The sequence below is a fragment of the Kutzneria kofuensis genome (assembly GCF_014203355.1).
GTDB classification, from domain to species: domain Bacteria; phylum Actinomycetota; class Actinomycetes; order Mycobacteriales; family Pseudonocardiaceae; genus Kutzneria; species Kutzneria kofuensis.
This window is the reverse complement of the sequence record NZ_JACHIR010000001.1, coordinates 2,006,107-2,022,414: the sequence shown is the minus strand read 5'-3', so window position 1 is coordinate 2,022,414 and position 16,308 is coordinate 2,006,107. Positions and strand designations below refer to the sequence as shown.

Sequence of the window (16,308 nt, the reverse complement as noted above, 5' to 3'; positions counted from 1 at the left end):
TCCAGCCCAAGCCGGCGGTTCAACGAGCGGGTGCCCCCTTGACACGTGTGATCGGGCTGCGCCAGGTCGACGGGATGGCACGGAGGCCCCACCCTTGTGAGTGAGGAGTCCTCGGAAATGGCGTTTACCTGCGGATATGTCGTGACGCTTAAGTGTCAAACGGCTAGAATGGAGGTACACCACGCGAGGTAGGGGAGGCGCCAACGATGTCTGCACCAGCCGCTACGCTCACCACCATCACCACGCAACTCGTCACCGCATTCGAAGCAGCCTGGCGCGCTATCCAGCAGCGCCACCCCGACGTGCCCGAAGTGGTCGTGACCTTCGGCTCGGGGACGCTGGGCATGAAGGCCGGCCAGGCCCGACTCGGGCACTTCGCCGCCGCGCGGTGGCAGCACGGGGAGAAGCAGCTCCCGGAGTTGTTCATCTCGGGCGAGGGCTTGCAGCGGGGCGCGCTGGAGGTGCTCGGAACGCTGCTTCACGAGGCCGCTCACGGCCTGGCCCACGTTCGCGAGATCAAGGACACCTCACGCCAGGGCCGCTACCACAACGCCAAGTTCAAGGCGCTGGGCGAGGAACTGGGGCTCACGCTCGCCGAGGACAAGACCATCGGATGGAGCCTCACGACCGTCCCGGAGACGACCGCCAAGGCGTACGCGGCCGAACTGGACGAGTTGGGCGCTGCGCTTGTCGCCTGGCGCTACGCCGAGGTGCACGCGACCAGCAAGAAGAAGAGCACCAACTTGGCCGTGGCCGAGTGCGCGTGCCCCCGCAAGATCCGGGTTGCCCGCACGACGCTGGCCGAGGCCCCGATCACCTGCGGCGCGTGCGACACCGACTTCGTGGCCGAGGACGACGAAGGCGAGTAGCCAGCGACCCGGGCCGCTCTGCCGAAGGGATTTCCCTCCGGTCGGGCGGCCTTCACGTAGCTAGGCAGGTTCCGCGAGCCCCAGTGCCGGTGACGTTTTTGTCACAATCTTCCGCAGAGGTAACCTTGCGACGACTCATGCCGACTAGTTGGCATGACGTCGGGGCGGCCTCTGCACAGAAGCACTTATACCGCTAAACGAGCCATGGGCGGAAGGTTACGTGGACTGCGTAGACCGGCGTCGCGTCGCAATGTGCCTAATGTTTGGAAACCCTTGGGTCGCTTTCTGGGATGGAAAGGGTGGCAGGGGGTAGTTTCGCTGCTCACTTCAGTCGCCGCCGTTGGGGCGCTATTCTTTAGCTCACAATCTATTCAAGCGGCCTTGAATCAGGTCAATGTGTCAGAGCAGACTCAGATAACAGACCGGTTTGGCAAGGCGGTTGACGAACTTGGGTCTGACAAGCAGGAAGTTCGTATCGGCGGAGTTTACGCATTAGAGCGCCTTGCTAAGGACTCTACACGTGACGAGGCGACAATCATTGATGTGTTGTCGGCTTTTATTCGGGAACGTGCTCCGGTCTCGTCGTGTCCATCCTTTGCTCAAGCTGAGGTTTCGTTTCCTGCGACCGATGTGCAGGCTGCTTTAACTGTGATCGGCAGGAGGGATGTCGAGGGTGTTAACGCGGGCACGGTCGATCTAAGTAAGACCTGTCTTGCTGGTGCCACTCTGGTTGGGGCCCAACTTCAGGGCGTCGACCTTACTAAGGCTAATCTTAACGCGGTTGACCTCGATCGAGCCAATCTATCGGGGGCTAAATTTGACCGAACAAGCCTCTATGGCGCATCTCTAATCAACGCAAATCTGACCCGTGCAGTAGTGTTTAGTACTGTACTGCAGGAGGCGGGATTAACTGGCTGTAACCTCACCTTGGCGCATTTCTGGAGTGTCAATTTTGTTGATGCCGTCTTAGCGCGAACAAATTTTTCAGGCGCGCAGATCGAGGGGTCGAAATTTGATCACTCATCTATTTCTGATGCCCCATTTGAAAACGCTCGACTGACTGATGACACCTTCGCGGGTGCGCGAATTTCTTCGGTGGATTTCACGAATGCGCACATGCTTAACGTTGATCTAACCCGGGCGATACTTGACAAAGTTAAGGGATATCATTAGTAATGGTTGAATTGGTATGGTTGTGCTGCGCGACGAGTGGATCGACAAGCGCGGGGCCAGTGGCGGCCAGTTCTATCGCCGTCAGAAAGAGTACCGATGCTGCCGATTGTCGGAGCTGACCGGTACGGTTGAGGTGTGCCTGATGACGACGAGCTTGAGCAGCGGGTGAGCCAGCTGGAGCACGACCACCGGCTGACGCGCTGGTACACGGGCCGGGTGGACCGGGACCTGGCGGAGATCGCGGCGACGCAGACCGAGCACACGGAGACGCTGGCGGCGCACACGGGGCGGTTCGACTCGGTGGACGCCCAGTTGCGCAGCCTGACGCAGATGGTGGGGGAGGTCCTGCGGCGGCTGCCGGAGCCGGACGGCCCGGAGGAGCCGACGGCGGGGCTGTCGGAGTAGGCAGGGATCAAGATCAACGCCATGCTTTACCCCTGCAATTGGACGGCCGACACCCGTAGATGACGGTCGACGTCGACAAGCGCAGTGGAGGGATTTCCCAAGTGCCGCAAGGGGGTGACGAACGATGAGAAACGTCGGCAAGATCAGATGGCTAATCGCAGGGTTGCTGGTTCGAGTCCAGCTGGAGGAGCGTTATCCCAGGTGAGGCCCCGTCCATTGTGGACGGGGCCTCATTTGTTGTCGAAGAGGGAAGTGCCGCCGAATCCGATTGGCACGACCGGCGGTGCCGGGGTGTGTGGCCGCTGAGTGGGAGGACCGCCGGGCGGGCTGGGGAGGCCGCCCGACGGCCCAGATCGGGGAGACACGGTGCACCGTGCTGGCCACACCGTAGTGGGAGGCGGCGACGAAATCCTTGAGAGAGGGTTGAATCCGCTGGTAGCGCTCGGGTGGGCAGTTCGGTGGCGGCCTGCTCGGCCACCATGTGCCGCGCGTACCAGTCGGGGCGGCACCGGAATCAGTAGGCCGTGCCCATGGCCGTTCGGACCTCGGCCAGCGTGGCGTCGGCGATGGCGTTGGCCCGCTCGTTGCCGATCTGGATGATCTTCCGCACGTACCCCGTGTCGGCGGCGTAGTCGGCGCGCCGGGCGCGCATCGGGGCCAGGAACTCGTTCACGGCCTCGGTGACCGTGCGCTTCAACGCGGCAGCGCCACCGCTGCCGATCTCGGCGGCGACGTCCTCCGGCGAGCGGCCCAGGCACAGGGCGGCGAGCAGCACAAGGCTGGAAACCTCCGGCCGGCCAACGGGATCGTAGGTGATGTGACGGTCGGTGTCGGTGCGAGCGCCCTTGAGCAGCCGCGCCGTCTCGTCCGCGCTCGCGCCGATGGCGATCGCGTTGTTCCGGCTCTTGCTCATCTTCGTGCCGTCAGTGCCGAGCAGCACCGGCGCCGACGACAGCAGGGCGTCCGGCTCGGGGAACACGGGGCCGTAGCGCTCGGTGAACCGGCGCGCGATGGTCCGCGTGATCTCCACGTGCGGCAGCTGATCCCGTCCCACCGGTACGAGGTTTCCCTTGCAGAACAGGATGTCCGCCGCCTGGTGCACGGGATAGGTGAACATCAGCCCGCTGACCGCGGACTGTCGGGAGTGCGCGATCTCCTCCTTCACGGTGGGATTGCGCTGCAGTTCGGGCACCGAGACCAGGCTCAGGAACGGCAGCATCAGCTGGTTCAACGCGGGTATGGCGCTGTGCGTGAAGACGGTCGCGCGCTCGGGGTCGATGCCGACAGCGAGGTAGTCCAGCACCAGTCCTTCGACGGTCTCGGCCAGCCGGTCGGCCACGTCCCGGTCGGTCAACACCTGGTAGTCGGCGATGATCACGAACAGGTCGACGCCCATGTCCTGCAGTCGGACGCGGTTCTGCAGCGTGCCGAACAGGTGCCCGAGGTGCAGCGGGCCGGTCGGCCGGTCGCCGGTGAGCACGCGGAAGCGCTCGGGGTGGGCCTGGATCTGCTTCTCCAACATGACTTCTCTCCAAGAGGTCGGGTCCGATGAACGGACACCGCCCCGCAGTGGAGAGGAGTGCCTGTGCCGTCCATTCGGACGGCACGCGCGTGCGTGATGGGGCCGTCCCTAGGCGGGACGCCACCAGCTCAGGCACGCGGTCAAGGTCACGAACGCATCATACCTTCAACCGCGGGAAAAGTGTCTCCGAGTTGCCGCGGTCGATCGCCGTCCGCAGGGCCGGCGACAGCTTGTAGTTCTCGTACTGCTTGTTGATGAACCCGACCGCGGCCGCCGGCGCGAACGGGAAGTCGCTGCCGTAGGTGATGTGGTCCGGGTCGGCCACCTCGAGCAGGCTCGGCAGCGCGGCGGGGCTCGCCGACAGCGCGATGTCGTAGTAGAACTGCCGCAGCACCGCCAGATGCTTGGGCACCTGGTGCTTCTGATCGACCAGCGCCCACAGCTGCTGCACCTTGTTCTTGGCGTTCAACATGGTCAGCAGGATGCGGTACGCGATGTACGGCACGAAGCCGCCGGCGTGCGCGAGGATGAACTTGATGTCGGCATACCGGTCCATCGACCCGGACAGGATCAGGCTGATCGCCGTGCGGGTGGTGTCGAGCAGGAAGTCCGCGGTGAAGGTGGGGATGCCGGGCACCTCGGGCGCCGGCAGCTCGCCGGGATGCACGAACACCGCAACCGAGCGGCGGTGCAGGAAGTCCAGCAACGGGGCGAACGTCGGGTCGCCGAGGTAGCGGCCGTCGTTGTTGGCCAGCAACACGATGCCGTCGGCGTGCAGCTCGTCCAGCGCGTACGCCGCCTCCGCCAGCGCCCCTTCGACGTCCGGCAACGTCAGCGTGGCGAAGAAGCCGAACCGGTCCGGTCGCCGGGTCACGACGTCCGCGCAGTACTCGTTGATCTCGCGGGCCCAGGACCGGGCCTCGGTCACGTCGCCGAAGTACACGCCGGGCGTGGACAGCGACAGGATGCCGGTGCGGATGCCGTGGCCGTCCATGAACTTCAGCGCCGACGACTCCGACCAGGCCGGCAGGTCGATGCCGCCCGGGCGGATTCCCTTGTCCCGCATCCAATCCGCGTAGCGGGGCGGGACGACGTGTTGGTGCGTGTCGATGCGCATCAGCTTTCCTTGTCTGCCGGCACGATCAGGGCGGCGAACAGCCGGGGCAGCACGTCGGTCACGTACCGGCCGTCGTCGGCGGAGCCGTCGATGATCACGCGTTCGAGCATGGTCGTGTACAGCCCGGTGATCGTGACGACGGCGCTGAGCGGGTCCACGGTCAGCCGATAGCCCAGGCGGTCCAGCGCCGACAGCAGGATCTCGGCCAGGCTGTCGTGGAACCGGCGCTGGGCCGCGGAAGTCGGCGTGCGCAGTTCCTCCTGGCGCAGCGCCTGGGCGTGGAATTCGGCGGTGAGCAGGTACCAGGTGCGATCCGCGGTCAGCGACTCCATGAACAGCGTGCCGGCCTGGCGGAGCACGTCGGTCGCGACATCGGGGTCGGTCGTGTCAGCGTCGTCGATCGCGGCCCGCACGGCGGCCCGCAGCCGGTCGACGCGTTCCTGCATCTGCACCTCGTACACAGCGAGGAACAGCTCCTCCTTGCTGGCGAAGTTGGAGTAGAAGGCGCCCCGCGTGAAGCCGGCGCGCTCGCAGATCAGCTCCACCGGCGCGTCCCGGATGCCCAGCTCGCTGAACACCTCGTAGGCGGCGTCGATCACCCGTCGCCGCGTCTCCGCCCGTCGCCGCGTCATTTCACCCGTCCGTGACTCGATACACACTGCATCGGATACATCATGCATTACGATACATGACGTATCCAACCCGACAAGGGAGCCGATCGTGTCCTCGTTCCTCTACCGCCTCGGCCGGGCCGCCGCCCGGGCGAAGGTGCTAGTCCTGGCCGTGTGGCTGGTGGTGCTGGCCGCCGCGGGCGGCGGCGCCGTGCTGCTTGAGCAGGGGACTGACGACACGTTCGCCATCCCCGGGTCCGAGTCCCAGGACGCCCTCGACCACCTCGGTCGCGTCTTCCCGGAGGTCAGTGGGACCTCGGCGCAGCTGGTGCTGCTCAGTCCGGCGGGACGGCGGGTCGACACGCCGGCCATCAAAAACGCGGTCGCCGACGCCGTGAACGAGATCAAGAAGGTGGACCAGGTCGCGACCGCCGCGGACGGCGGCGTCTCCGGTGACGGCCGTGCCCAGCTGATCGCGGTGCCGCTGAAGGTGCAGCAGGCGCAGGTCCACGCCGACACCAAGGGCCGGCTCACGGCCATCGCCGACGACCTCGCGGCCAAGACCGGCACGCACGTCTACACCGGCGGCGACGCCTTCTCGAATCGCGTGCCCAAGCTCAGCCCCACCGAGGGCATCGGCCTCGTCATCGCCTTGATGGTGTTGCTGCTGATGTTCCGGTCGATCATCGCCGCGGTCATGCCGCTGCTGACGGCCGTGCTCGGCGTCGGCATCTCGATCAGCCTGGTGTACCTGGCGACGCTGGTCGTGCCGATCTCGTCGACCGCGCCGATGCTCGCCGTGATGCTGGGGCTGGCCGTCGGCATCGACTACGCCCTGTTCCTGCTGTCCCGGCACCGTGATCAACTCGACGACGGCCTCGACGTCGAGGAATCCATTGCCCGCGCGACGGCGACGGCCGGCTCGGCGGTGATCTTCGCCGGCCTGACGGTGGTGATCGCGCTGCTCGGGCTGGCCGTCGCCGGCATCCCGTTCCTCACCACCATGGGCGTTGCGGCGGCCGTCGCAGTCGCGTTGGCCGTCTGCATCGCGGTCACGCTCGTGCCGGCGCTGATGGCCTTCGCCGGACGACGGTTGAGGCCACGGCAGCGCCGGAAGAGGAAGGTCAAGCGTCCTCAGGTGGCCCGCTGGTGGGTGCGGACCGCAACGAAGGCGCCCCTGGTCACGGTGATCGCAGTCATCGCCGCCTTGGCGGTGTGCACGATCCCGGCCATCGACCTGCGGCTGGCGCTGCCCGACAACGGCACCGAGGAGCAGGGCAGCCCGGCCCGCGACACCTACGACGTGGTCAGCGAGCACTTCGGGCCCGGCTACAACGGGCCGCTGATCGTCACCGCGGACATCATCACCAGCACCGATCCCGTCGGCCTAGTGAACAAGATCGCCGGCGAGATCCGGACTATGCCGGGCGTCGCCGCGGTGCCGCTGGCCACGCCGAACCCCAAGGGCGACACCGGGATCATCCAGGTGGTTCCGACCACCGCGCCGGATTCGCCGCAGACGGACGACCTGGTGCACCGGTTGCGCGACTCCGAGCAGCACTTCGAGGACGCGTACGGCACGAAGACCGCCGTCACCGGCATCACCGCGGTCGGCATCGACGTGTCGGCGCAGCTCGGCAACGCCCTGCTGCCGTTCGGGATTCTCGTGGTCGGGCTGTCGCTGATCCTGCTGGCGATGGTGTTCCGCTCGATCTGGGTGCCGATCAAGGCCACCGCCGGCTATCTGCTCTCGGTCGGCGCGGCCTTCGGCGCCACGTCGTTCGTGTTCGATCAGGGCCATCTCGCCGACGCGCTGCGCGTCACCCACACCGGCAGCGTGATCAGCTTCCTGCCGATCATCCTGATGGGAGTGCTGTTCGGCCTGGCCATGGACTACGAGGTGTTCCTGGTGTCGCGGATCCGTGAGGACTACGTGCACAACGGGGATCCGCACCGAGCCGTCGAATCCGGCTTCGTCTCGGCGTCACGGGTCGTGGTCGCCGCCGCAGTGATCATGTTCGCGGTGTTCGCCGCCTTCGTGCCGGAGGGCAGCGCCACGATCAAGCCGATCGCGTTCAGCCTGGCGGTCGGCGTGTTCGTCGACGCCTTCGTGGTGCGCATGACCTTGGTGCCGGCGGTGTTGGCGCTGCTCGGGCACCGGGCCTGGGGCCTGCCGCCGGCGCTGGACCGGGCGCTGCCGGTGTTCGACGCCGAGGGTGATTCCTTGGTGCACGAGCTACAGTTGGCCGACTGGCCCGGCGTTGACGAGGCGATCAGCGCTCGTGGCCTCGGCGTGGACGACGATCGCGGCCGACCGGTCTATCGCGACATCGATCTGCACGTGCCACGAGGTGGCGTTCTGGTGTTGCACGGCGCCGGCAAGACCGCCTTGCTCTTCACGCTCGCCGGCCGGATCACCAAACTCAAGGGGGACCTCAAGGTGCTCGGCCGGGTGCTGCCGCAACACGTGCACGCCCTGCGCCGCGAGGTCACGGTGATCGGCTGCCGGGACAGCTCCGCTCCGGCCCGCGAGATGGCGACCGCCCTCGCCGACGACGTCGAGCTCGTCCTGATCGACGACGCCGACCTGGTGCTGCGGACCGACGAGCGGGACGCGTTGCGCGACCTGATCGCCCGCCGGCACACCGCCTCCGGGCGCCCGGTGTCCGTGGTGCTGACCTGCCAGGACCCCGATCGGCTCGCCGACCTGCTGCCGGCCGACGCCCGTCTGTTCTCCCTCGCCCAGCCCGTCGAGGTGCACTGATGTTCAAGCCGTTCGCCAACTCCGCCCGGGCGCTGGCCGCCGGCCCGCTTACCTGGAAGACCTGGACAGGCCTCATCGCGGTGCCGGTGCTGATCATGGGCCTGCTCACGTGGGCGCTGTGGTCGCCGGACAGCGACCACGGCACCGCGACCGCGGCCGTGGTCAACAACGACGAGCCGGTCACCGTGAACGGGCAGCTCATCCCGCTCGGCCGCGAACTTGCCGGCGACCTCACGCACAGCGCCAGTTCGGCCTACAAGTGGGTGCTCACCGACGCGTCCGATGCGAATTCGGGGCTGGGCAACGGAACCTACGCGGCCGTCGTGACCATCCCGAAGGACTTCTCTACCCGCGCGACCTCCGCCGCGGCCGGCAAGCCGCTCGACGCTTCTCGGGCCGTGGTCGACGTCAAGACGTCCGCGAGCACCGGCGTCATGGATCCCTCGCTGTCGCAACGGATCGCCGACAGCACCCAGCACACGTTGAACAACCAGGTCGTCGAGACCTACCTGGCCAACATCTACGTCGGCTTCACCACCATTCACGGCCAGATCAACCAGGCCGCCGACGGCGCCGGCCAACTGGCCGACGGCACGCGCCAGCTCGTGCCCGGCGCGCAACAGCTCGCCGACGGCGCCGCCAGGCTCGCGGCGGGCACGTCGCAACTGGCTGCCGGCTCGGCCCAGCTTTCCAGCGGCCTCAGCCAGGCCGAGCGGGACACCGCGCAGCTGCCCGCCCTGACCAAACAACTCGCCGCCGGGGCGGAGCAAGTCGCGCAGGGCAACGAAAAGCTCGCCGGCACGATCGTCCCGCTGGCCGACCGGATCATCGCCGCCATCGACGCCCTGCCGTCCGCCACCGCCGCGGCCGCCGACATCCAGCGGCTGGCCGACCAGTGCAGCGGTGACGCGCAGTTCTGCGGCAACCTCCGGCAGGCGGCAGCGCGGCTGACCGCGGACGCCGACAAGATCGACGGGGCCAAGGCCGCCATGCGGGCCGAGGCCGTGCAGGTCCGTGACGGCATCCAGGCGCTGGCCAACGGGGCCAGGCAGGTCGCCAACGGAAACGCCCAGCTGGCCAAGCAATCCGGTCTCCTTGCCCAGGGAATCGCCTCAGCCGCCGATGGCGCGCGGCAGCTGGACAGCGGTGTGCGGCAGGCGAATTCCGGCGCGCAGCAGCTGGCCGACGGCTCGCGGCAGCTGAGCGCCGGGACCGGCAAGGTGAATGACGGCGCGCAGCAGTTGGCGTCTTCGCTGGACAAGGGGCGCAACCAGGTTCCCAGCTACACCGACGCGGAACGCAATCACCTCAAGACAATCGCCGCCAGTCCGACGTCAACCGCCTCGGACAGCACGCCATCGGGGACGCTCGCCATCACGCTGTTCGCGGTCCTTGCGTTGTGGGCGTTGGCATTGGCCACCTACCTCGTCACACGGGCCGTCCCCGATGCCGTGTTGACGGCGCGCGAGCCGACCTGGCGAATCATCATCCGCGCAGCCCTACCCGGCGCCACAGCCGCCGCCCTGGCGGCGATCGCGATCACCGCGATCGCCATTCCGGCGCTTCATCTCGGTGTCGGCGGTGCGTTCGAGTTCCTCGGCGTCGCCTTGCTGGCGGCGTTCGCGTTCGTGTCGCTCAACCAGGCCGTCACGGCGATCTTCGGCCGCGCCGGACGGCTCGCTTCCCTTGCCGTGCTGGTGCTTGCCTCGGCGACCGGGATCGTGTCCACGCTGCCGAGCCCGCTCTACGCCCTGGCTGACGACCTGCCCACGCACGGCGCCGTGCTCGGCCTTCGTGCCGCGGTGACCGGCGATGCCGGGCTGTACAGCGGGATCGCCGAGCTCGCCGCGTGGCTGATTGTCGGTGTGCTGGCGGCGATTCTCGTCACGGACCGGCGTCGTTACCTGTCCACCCGGCGGCTGCGGCTAGTACTACAGCCGCACGGTGTGATACTTGTCGGCGTGTCGTGTTCACGGAGACCGCCGATGCGTGATCGACTTGGGTGTGCCGGACATGGAGCAGGACCTCACGGCCCTACCGGAGACGAACGCGGACGATCGCCTGGCGCGGTGGCGGGCAGGGTTCGAGGACATGTTCGCGCTGGTCGCAGGCCGGTTCGCACAGGCAGACTCACGCCACCGGGCCAGGATGTACCTGCTGGGCTTGCTGTCGGGCGCCGAGCGCAAGAACTCCTGGACGATCGCCGAGCAGGCCGGTGACCTGGCCCCTGACGGCATGCAGCGCCTGCTGAACTTCTACCGCTGGGACGCCGACGCGGTCCGAGACGACCTGCGGGACTACGTGCTGGACCAGATCACTGATCCCACCGGGGTCGTGGTCGCCGACGAGACCGGATTCCTCAAGAAAGGCACCAAATCCGCCGGTGTCCAACGGCAGTACTCCGGCACCGCCGGTCGGATCGAGAACTGCCAACTCGGCGTGTTCTTGACCTACGTGTCGGCCCGGGGGCGGGCGTTGATCGACCGCGAGCTCTACCTGCCCGCGTCCTGGACCGACGACCGCGAGCGCTGCGCGGAGGCCGGGATCGACGAGGATGTGGAGTTCGCGACCAAGCCCGTGCTGGCCCAACACATGCTGGCTCGCCTGCTGGAGGCGGGAAGGGACATCGACTGGTTCACCGCGGACGAGGCATACGGCGACAATCCCGGCCTGCGAACCTGGCTAGAAGACAACGACATCGACTACGTCATGGCCGTTTCCTGCGATCAGCGCTTCACCACCCCGAAAGGCGCTGTGCGGGCGGATGCGTTGGCTCGCAGCGCACCGCGCAAGGGCTGGCAACGCCTGTCGGCCGGTGAGGGCAGCAAGGGGCGCCGGCTGTATGACTGGCTGCTGCTGGACCCGGGCGCGGACGAGCACCTTCTCGTGGTGCGCCGGTCGATCAGCAAGCCGGACGAGTTGGCGTACTACATCTGCCACACCCGCCGTCCCGTGCCGTTGGCAGAACTTGTCCGGGTCGCCGGCAGTCGTTGGGGTGTCGAGGAAACCTTCCAGTTCGCCAAGAACGAGACCGGCTTGGACCACTACCAGGTCCGCAAGTATCAGGCGTGGTACCGACATGTCACGCTGTCGATGCTGGCCGCCGCGTTCCTGGCCGTGACCGCGTCCGCTGAACGCGACCGCGACGCAAAGGGGGCGTCACAGCCGGCCACGAGTGTTTGATCCCGTTGTCGTGCAACGAGATCAGACGTTTGTGGGCCATCCTGACGCGACCGACGCACCCCCGAGCGCACACTGATCGATGGTCGGACTGGCGGCGACTTCATCAGACCCACGCCCGGCGATGCCACTACCAGCGGCAACACCGCAAACATCACAGCCTGCGGCTGTAGTACTAGCTGCCGCATAGGCGTGGGAAGAGTGCAGCAGCCACATGCCCGAATGATTTGGTCTACCGTTGTCAGATTTCCGTGGGAAATCGGTTTCAGGAATGCAGCCTCGACAGTTCCTCGCCGCCGTGCCTGATCAACGTCTCCAACTGGCGGCGGCGCTTCGCGAACTCCTTCACCGGGACCGACAGCGCCACCGCCGCCGTCGTGCGGCCCTCCGCGTCCTTCACCGGCGTCGCCAGGCACGCCAGGCCCGGCTGGAACTCCTCGATCTCCGCCGCGATCCCCGTCTTCCGGACCATCGCCAGTTCCCGGTCCAGGTCCTCCAGCCGGGTGATCGTCCGGTTCGTCAGCCGGGCTAAGCCCGCGCCGGCCAGGTAGTGCCGGCGGGCCGTCGGTGACATCGCCGCCAGCAGCACCTTGCCGAAGGAGGTGGCGTGGGCCGAGCGGTCGAACCCCAGGTCCAGCGGCTCCGCCTTGCGGTGCTCCGGCGAGTCCGCCACCTCCGCGACCACCAGCTCGTCGTCGCGGACCACCGCGTAGTACATGGCCGCCTTCGCCCGGTTGTGCAGGTCCCTCAGCGTGTAGGCGACCTCCGGCGTCACCGACAGCTGCGCCTTCAGGCTGTCGTGCAGCTCCGGCAGCTTGTACCCCAGGCCGAAGCCCCTGGCGTTCGCCAGGCGTACCAGATAGCCCTCGTGGACCAGCGTGTTCAGCAGGTGGTACGTGGTCGACAGCTTGAAGCCCGTGCGCCGGGCCACCGCCTTCGCCGTGATCCCGTCGCCCCCGTCCGCCACCGTCTCCAACACCCGCAGCGCTCGCTGCACCGAACCGATCAGCCCACTCGGTGGTTTGGGCTGGGCGTCGGGCATTGGTCCTCCGGTTGCAAGGGTGTCCCGCCCGCCGGCAGCAGCCAGCGGCGGTTTGGTGTCGAGCTACCGCTGACGCGATGATCATTGAAGCAGCAACCAGGTCGGTCAAGCCGGAACTTTTCAGATGCCGGCAAGAGCCCTCGACCAGGGGTCCGCCCGCCCCCGCTCACCCGCACGGCGGTAGTCTCCCCACCACGCGCCGGCCCACCGGCGTGCTGGGGCGGTAGCTCAGCTGGTTAGAGCAGCAGACTCATAATCTGTCAGGTCGTGGGTTCGAGCCCCACCCGCCCTACCCCTTCTCAACAGCCAAAACAACTGAAGCAGAGATCAACTAAGTTGATCATCGGGTGCGGCCTCGGGTGCGAGTATCCTGAGGTCATGGCTGCTGCACGCTCTGAGGGTCGTCAGCGAGGCGGGATCGAGGTCCGTGGAGACTCGCTCCGCGTCAAGGTCTACGCGGGCCTGGACCCCGTCACCGGCAAGCGCGTCTACCTCCGCGAGACCATCAAAGGCACTGACGACGTTGCTATGAAGCGCGCCGAGAAGAAGCTGAACGAGCTGCTCGTTCAGGTCGACAAGCAGCGCAACGCACCGTCCGCCGTGAAGCTCGGCTACGCCATTGACCAGTGGCTGCGGACCGCCGAGTTGGACGATGGCACGCGCGACATGTACCGAGGCTACGTCGAGCGCAACATCCGACCTGTACTCGGCGAGACCCCAATCAAGAAGGTGTCCGCGCGCGTGCTGGAAGAGCTGTACGCGGAGTTGCGCCGTTGCCGCGTCCGATGCGACGGCAAACCCTTCGTCGAGCATCGGACAGAGGAAGAGCACGACTGCTCCGAGCCTCCCAAGAACACGAAGAAGCGGTGTCGCCCTCACGAGTGCCGTCCGCTCGCCGCCTCGACCGTGCGGCAGATTCACTCGATCATCAGCGGCACACTGACGGCTGCGGTCCGTTGGGAATGGATCGACTCGAACCCTGCGCGCATCGCTCAGCGGCCCAAGCAGAAGGCACCTGAGCCTGATCCGCCGTCGCCGACCGACGCTGCTCGGCTCATCGATGCCGCCTTCGAGCTTGACGAGGACTGGGGAGTCCTCGTGTGGCTCGTCATGACGACAGGCATCCGTCGCGGCGAAGTGTGCGCGCTGAAGTGGTCGCGCGTCGACCTGGACGAGGGCACGATCGAGATCCGGCGCAGCTACACGCTCCGCTCTGGTGTCGGCAAGGAGAAGGACACCAAGACCCACCAGATGCGTCGAATCGCGCTCGACACGGAAACGACCGTGTTGCTGACCGAGTACAAGGAGCGCTGCCGTCAGCGGTTCGCAGGGCTCGGCATGGAGCTGAGCGACGACATGTACGTCTTCACAGGCGTCCGCAACCCGGACCCGACTCAGCCATACTCGCCACACGCTGTGTCGAGCCGCTACAAGGACATGGCTGAAAGGCTCGGCATCAAGACGCACATCCACTCACTGCGGCACTACTCCGCCACGGAGCTACTGACGGCCGGAATCGACCTCCGTACGGTCGCTGGCCGACTCGGTCACGGAGGGGGAGGGGCGACGACCCTTCGCGTGTACGCGGCGTGGGTTGCCGGCGCAGACCGCAAGGCAGCGGAGATCCTAGGCTCCCGGATGCCAAAGAGGACGAAGTCAGGATGATCATTCAATAGCCACTACGGGTGAAGGTGTGCTGTGACAACTGGAATCGTTACGCTCGTGGCTGCAACTATCGCTGCTCTTAGTTCTCTTGTTGGCGTCTTGGTCAATGTTCTCTCTTCAGGGAAGACTGAGTTGGAGAAGTGGAGGCGGCAAGAGGAGCGGAGGATTGTGGCAACTCTGTTGGGCATGTTCGACAAGGCGTTGGATGAGCTTGGCCGCGCGGCATTCTTGAAGAGGCAATGGCTTAGTGAGACTGGGGGGGTGCTCAAAGAGGGAAGTGACGGGCAACTGACGGAACAGATTGAGGAAGCTAGGCGTAATGCGACGGTAGTGCATGGCGACCTGATCGATATCGTTAATGAGCTTGAGTTGATGGCAGGTGGAAGGGTTGTTGAAGTAGCTCGAACGATGCCCGGCACCGTGGAAACGCTCCATCATTGGACTCGGCTGCCGGCATCTTCCGATAGGCTGGACTCGGTTTCAAGGCTTCTGGCGGATACTCACAGCGTGCGAGCCGAGTTTGTCTCTCTTGTTCGACGTGATCTCAACGTCGACAGATTCCCGTCGGTTCGCAGGTTTCGTCTGAAGTTGTGGCAGCTAGTGTCGTGGCCGTTTCGTCACGTGTGGCAGCCCGTGTATCGCTGGTGGATCCGCCGCAAGTATCGCGCAGTCGGTCGCTCATAGGCGGTAGTGTGCGAGTTGAGTCAGTCGCTGCTGCTGGCGTATCGAACCAATTTGCAGTGCAAGTGCGCTTGCGTGTTCTATATGATGTTTAATTTCATCATGGTTCCTGGTTGTCCTCAATGCAAGAGCCAAGTCAACTCTGAGCGTCGTTTCCGCGCGCGTGAAGCTTGAGTCGAGATCGGCAAGCGCCTCTGACAGTGTGGCGATCGCTGAATGTTCGCCTAGTCGCGCCAATGCGTTACCTCGCCAGCGCTGTAGGTGGACTAGCCCAAATACCAAGTATGGAGTCTCTGATAGATCGGGACTACTCGGCATAATGCGAACCGCTTCATCGAATGCCCGCAAGCTATCCCGCTGGCGACCGTCGGCGGCGCAGGCTTCACCGTAAGCCGCGTTCAGCCATGATCTGAGCAATTTTGGGGCCTTGTTGTATCCGAGGTTTCGGGCAAACTCTGCAAGCTCAACCGCGGACACTGTGTCGCCGACATCGTGTAGAACCACGGACTGGGCAGCTGTCGCGTAGGCGTGCAATGCTGCGCAATCGGACTCCAGAGCCGCTGCTTTCGCGCCGTCGTAGTGTGCCCATGCGTCGACTGTGAGCCCTTGGTCAAGGGATTGCCACCCCGCCAGTGTTCGGGCATCCACCAAGACCTTGGCCAGGGCCGAGCGTGCGCTGTTCGGTAGCGAGTAGCGCAATACCTGCTGCATATGCTCTATCTGGTGACGAAGTTCGCCCAACAATGCGGGAGCTCCAACTCGACGGTCCATCACTCGGGCAAGATCAAGTTTCTGTTGAAACAGTTCTACCATTTCCTTGTCGAGGTTGCGAGATGCTGCGAGTCTTGCCTGCAGGTCAGAAATGTCGCGGTCTGACACAGCGGCTGACTCGGGCGGGCGAAGAAGTTTTTCCATCGGAACACCGAGCATCCCCTCAAGCAGTCGCCTGGTCATTGGGCGAACAGGTCCGAGTGGTCGCCCATCGGCGCGCTGACCGGCGGCAAGGCGTTGAAGGTGGCGAACGCTGATCGGCACCACGTCGGTGCGATGCTCTGCGTACTGCTCAGCTTCTTTGCAGAACTCCTCTGGAGTCTGCCGCCGGTCCCTGATCAACTGTTCGAGCATAGTTCGTGCGCGATGCTCCACAGCCACACCTCCGTCACTGATGTCAGCGCTGATCAGTCTACGGCGTCAGATGTCGCTAGAGGTCGCTGGCAGGTCATGTACTCAAGAGCTGTCACTGAGAAACGCTGACTTCTGCTGTCACGAGTGGAAGGAG

The 16,308-nt window shown here is 65.7% G+C and carries 13 protein-coding genes and 1 tRNA gene; 9 read left to right on the top strand and 5 right to left on the bottom strand.

Annotated elements, in window-relative coordinates:
• Positions 1-206 precede the first annotated feature (206 nt).
• From BJ998_RS09150 to BJ998_RS09140, 3 genes are all read left to right on the top strand, one after another.
• Entirely contained in the window at positions 207-869 is a 663-nt protein-coding gene (locus BJ998_RS09150; protein WP_184860248.1) for a hypothetical protein, read from the top strand.
• Positions 870-1,142: 273 nt separating this feature from the next.
• Complete coding sequence (locus tag BJ998_RS09145) at positions 1,143-2,042, top strand: pentapeptide repeat-containing protein (RefSeq protein ID WP_184860246.1); 900 nt, start codon at positions 1,143-1,145, stop codon at positions 2,040-2,042.
• A gap of 135 nt (positions 2,043-2,177) precedes the next feature.
• On the top strand, positions 2,178-2,447 hold the full coding sequence (locus BJ998_RS09140; protein ID WP_184860244.1) for a hypothetical protein: 270 nt from the start codon (positions 2,178-2,180) through the stop codon (positions 2,445-2,447).
• Positions 2,448-2,961: 514 nt separating this feature from the next.
• Here BJ998_RS09140 and trpS read toward each other — a convergent pair.
• The 3 genes from trpS to BJ998_RS09125 all read right to left on the bottom strand — a co-directional run bounded on the left by trpS (position 2,962) and on the right by BJ998_RS09125 (position 5,718).
• Complete coding sequence (gene trpS / locus BJ998_RS09135) at positions 2,962-3,969, bottom strand: tryptophan--tRNA ligase (RefSeq protein WP_184860242.1); 1,008 nt, start codon at positions 3,967-3,969, stop codon at positions 2,962-2,964.
• A gap of 157 nt (positions 3,970-4,126) precedes the next feature.
• Positions 4,127-5,086, bottom strand: a complete 960-nt coding sequence (locus BJ998_RS09130) for an amidohydrolase family protein (RefSeq protein WP_184860240.1) — start codon at positions 5,084-5,086, stop codon at positions 4,127-4,129.
• Positions 5,086-5,718: a TetR/AcrR family transcriptional regulator gene (locus BJ998_RS09125; protein WP_184860238.1), complete on the bottom strand. Its 633-nt coding sequence runs from the start codon at positions 5,716-5,718 to the stop codon at positions 5,086-5,088. Before BJ998_RS09125 ends, BJ998_RS09130 begins: the two co-directional genes overlap by 1 nt.
• Positions 5,719-5,806: 88 nt before the next feature.
• Here BJ998_RS09125 and BJ998_RS09120 point away from each other — a divergent pair, with 88 nt between their 5' ends.
• From BJ998_RS09120 to BJ998_RS09110, 3 genes are read left to right on the top strand one after another with little or no spacing between them, the layout of a single operon-like run.
• On the top strand, positions 5,807-8,461 hold the full coding sequence (locus BJ998_RS09120) for an MMPL family transporter (protein ID WP_184860236.1): 2,655 nt from the start codon (positions 5,807-5,809) through the stop codon (positions 8,459-8,461).
• Entirely contained in the window at positions 8,461-10,680 is a 2,220-nt protein-coding gene (locus tag BJ998_RS09115) for a YhgE/Pip family protein (RefSeq protein WP_246488558.1), read from the top strand. The genes BJ998_RS09120 and BJ998_RS09115 overlap by 1 nt, the downstream gene beginning before the upstream one ends.
• The gene (locus BJ998_RS09110; protein ID WP_425558993.1) at positions 10,562-11,644 is read left to right on the top strand and encodes an IS701 family transposase; all 1,083 of its coding nucleotides are present in this window, start codon (positions 10,562-10,564) and stop codon (positions 11,642-11,644) included. Before BJ998_RS09115 ends, BJ998_RS09110 begins: the two co-directional genes overlap by 119 nt.
• 262 nt (positions 11,645-11,906) lie before the next feature.
• Here BJ998_RS09110 and BJ998_RS09105 read toward each other — a convergent pair whose 3' ends face one another.
• On the bottom strand, positions 11,907-12,683 hold the full coding sequence (locus BJ998_RS09105) for an IclR family transcriptional regulator (protein ID WP_184860232.1): 777 nt from the start codon (positions 12,681-12,683) through the stop codon (positions 11,907-11,909).
• A 217-nt stretch (positions 12,684-12,900) separates the two neighbouring features.
• Here BJ998_RS09105 and BJ998_RS09100 point away from each other — a divergent pair.
• The 3 genes from BJ998_RS09100 (at position 12,901) to BJ998_RS09090 (ending at position 15,032) form a co-directional block, all read left to right on the top strand.
• Positions 12,901-12,975, top strand: a tRNA-Ile gene (locus BJ998_RS09100).
• An 86-nt stretch (positions 12,976-13,061) separates the two neighbouring features.
• Positions 13,062-14,348 (top strand): tyrosine-type recombinase/integrase, encoded by a 1,287-nt coding sequence (locus BJ998_RS09095; protein ID WP_184860230.1) that lies wholly within the window; start codon positions 13,062-13,064, stop codon positions 14,346-14,348.
• 186 nt (positions 14,349-14,534) lie between these two features.
• Positions 14,535-15,032 carry a hypothetical protein gene (locus tag BJ998_RS09090; protein WP_184860228.1) on the top strand — a complete coding sequence of 166 codons (498 nt, stop codon included), beginning with the start codon at positions 14,535-14,537 and terminating at the stop codon, positions 15,030-15,032.
• Here the strand turns inward: BJ998_RS09090 and BJ998_RS09085 are convergent.
• Complete coding sequence (locus BJ998_RS09085) at positions 15,027-16,175, bottom strand: NsdA family TPR-like regulatory protein (RefSeq protein WP_184860226.1); 1,149 nt, start codon at positions 16,173-16,175, stop codon at positions 15,027-15,029. The two genes, BJ998_RS09090 and BJ998_RS09085, sit on opposite strands and share 6 nt — an antisense overlap.
• Positions 16,176-16,308 lie beyond the last annotated feature (133 nt).

Coding starts and splice junctions, on each gene's coding strand:
- BJ998_RS09150 (WP_184860248.1), top strand. CDS start 207: ATGTCTGCACCAGCCGCTACGCTCACCACCATCACCACGCAACTCGTC.
- trpS (WP_184860242.1), bottom strand. CDS start 3,969: ATGTTGGAGAAGCAGATCCAGGCCCACCCCGAGCGCTTCCGCGTGCTC.
- BJ998_RS09130 (WP_184860240.1), bottom strand. CDS start 5,086: ATGCGCATCGACACGCACCAACACGTCGTCCCGCCCCGCTACGCGGAT.
- BJ998_RS09115 (WP_246488558.1), top strand. CDS start 8,461: ATGTTCAAGCCGTTCGCCAACTCCGCCCGGGCGCTGGCCGCCGGCCCG.
- BJ998_RS09105 (WP_184860232.1), bottom strand. CDS start 12,683: ATGCCCGACGCCCAGCCCAAACCACCGAGTGGGCTGATCGGTTCGGTG.
- BJ998_RS09095 (WP_184860230.1), top strand. CDS start 13,062: ATGGCTGCTGCACGCTCTGAGGGTCGTCAGCGAGGCGGGATCGAGGTC.
- BJ998_RS09090 (WP_184860228.1), top strand. CDS start 14,535: ATGTTCGACAAGGCGTTGGATGAGCTTGGCCGCGCGGCATTCTTGAAG.
- BJ998_RS09125 (WP_184860238.1), bottom strand. CDS start 5,718: ATGACGCGGCGACGGGCGGAGACGCGGCGACGGGTGATCGACGCCGCC.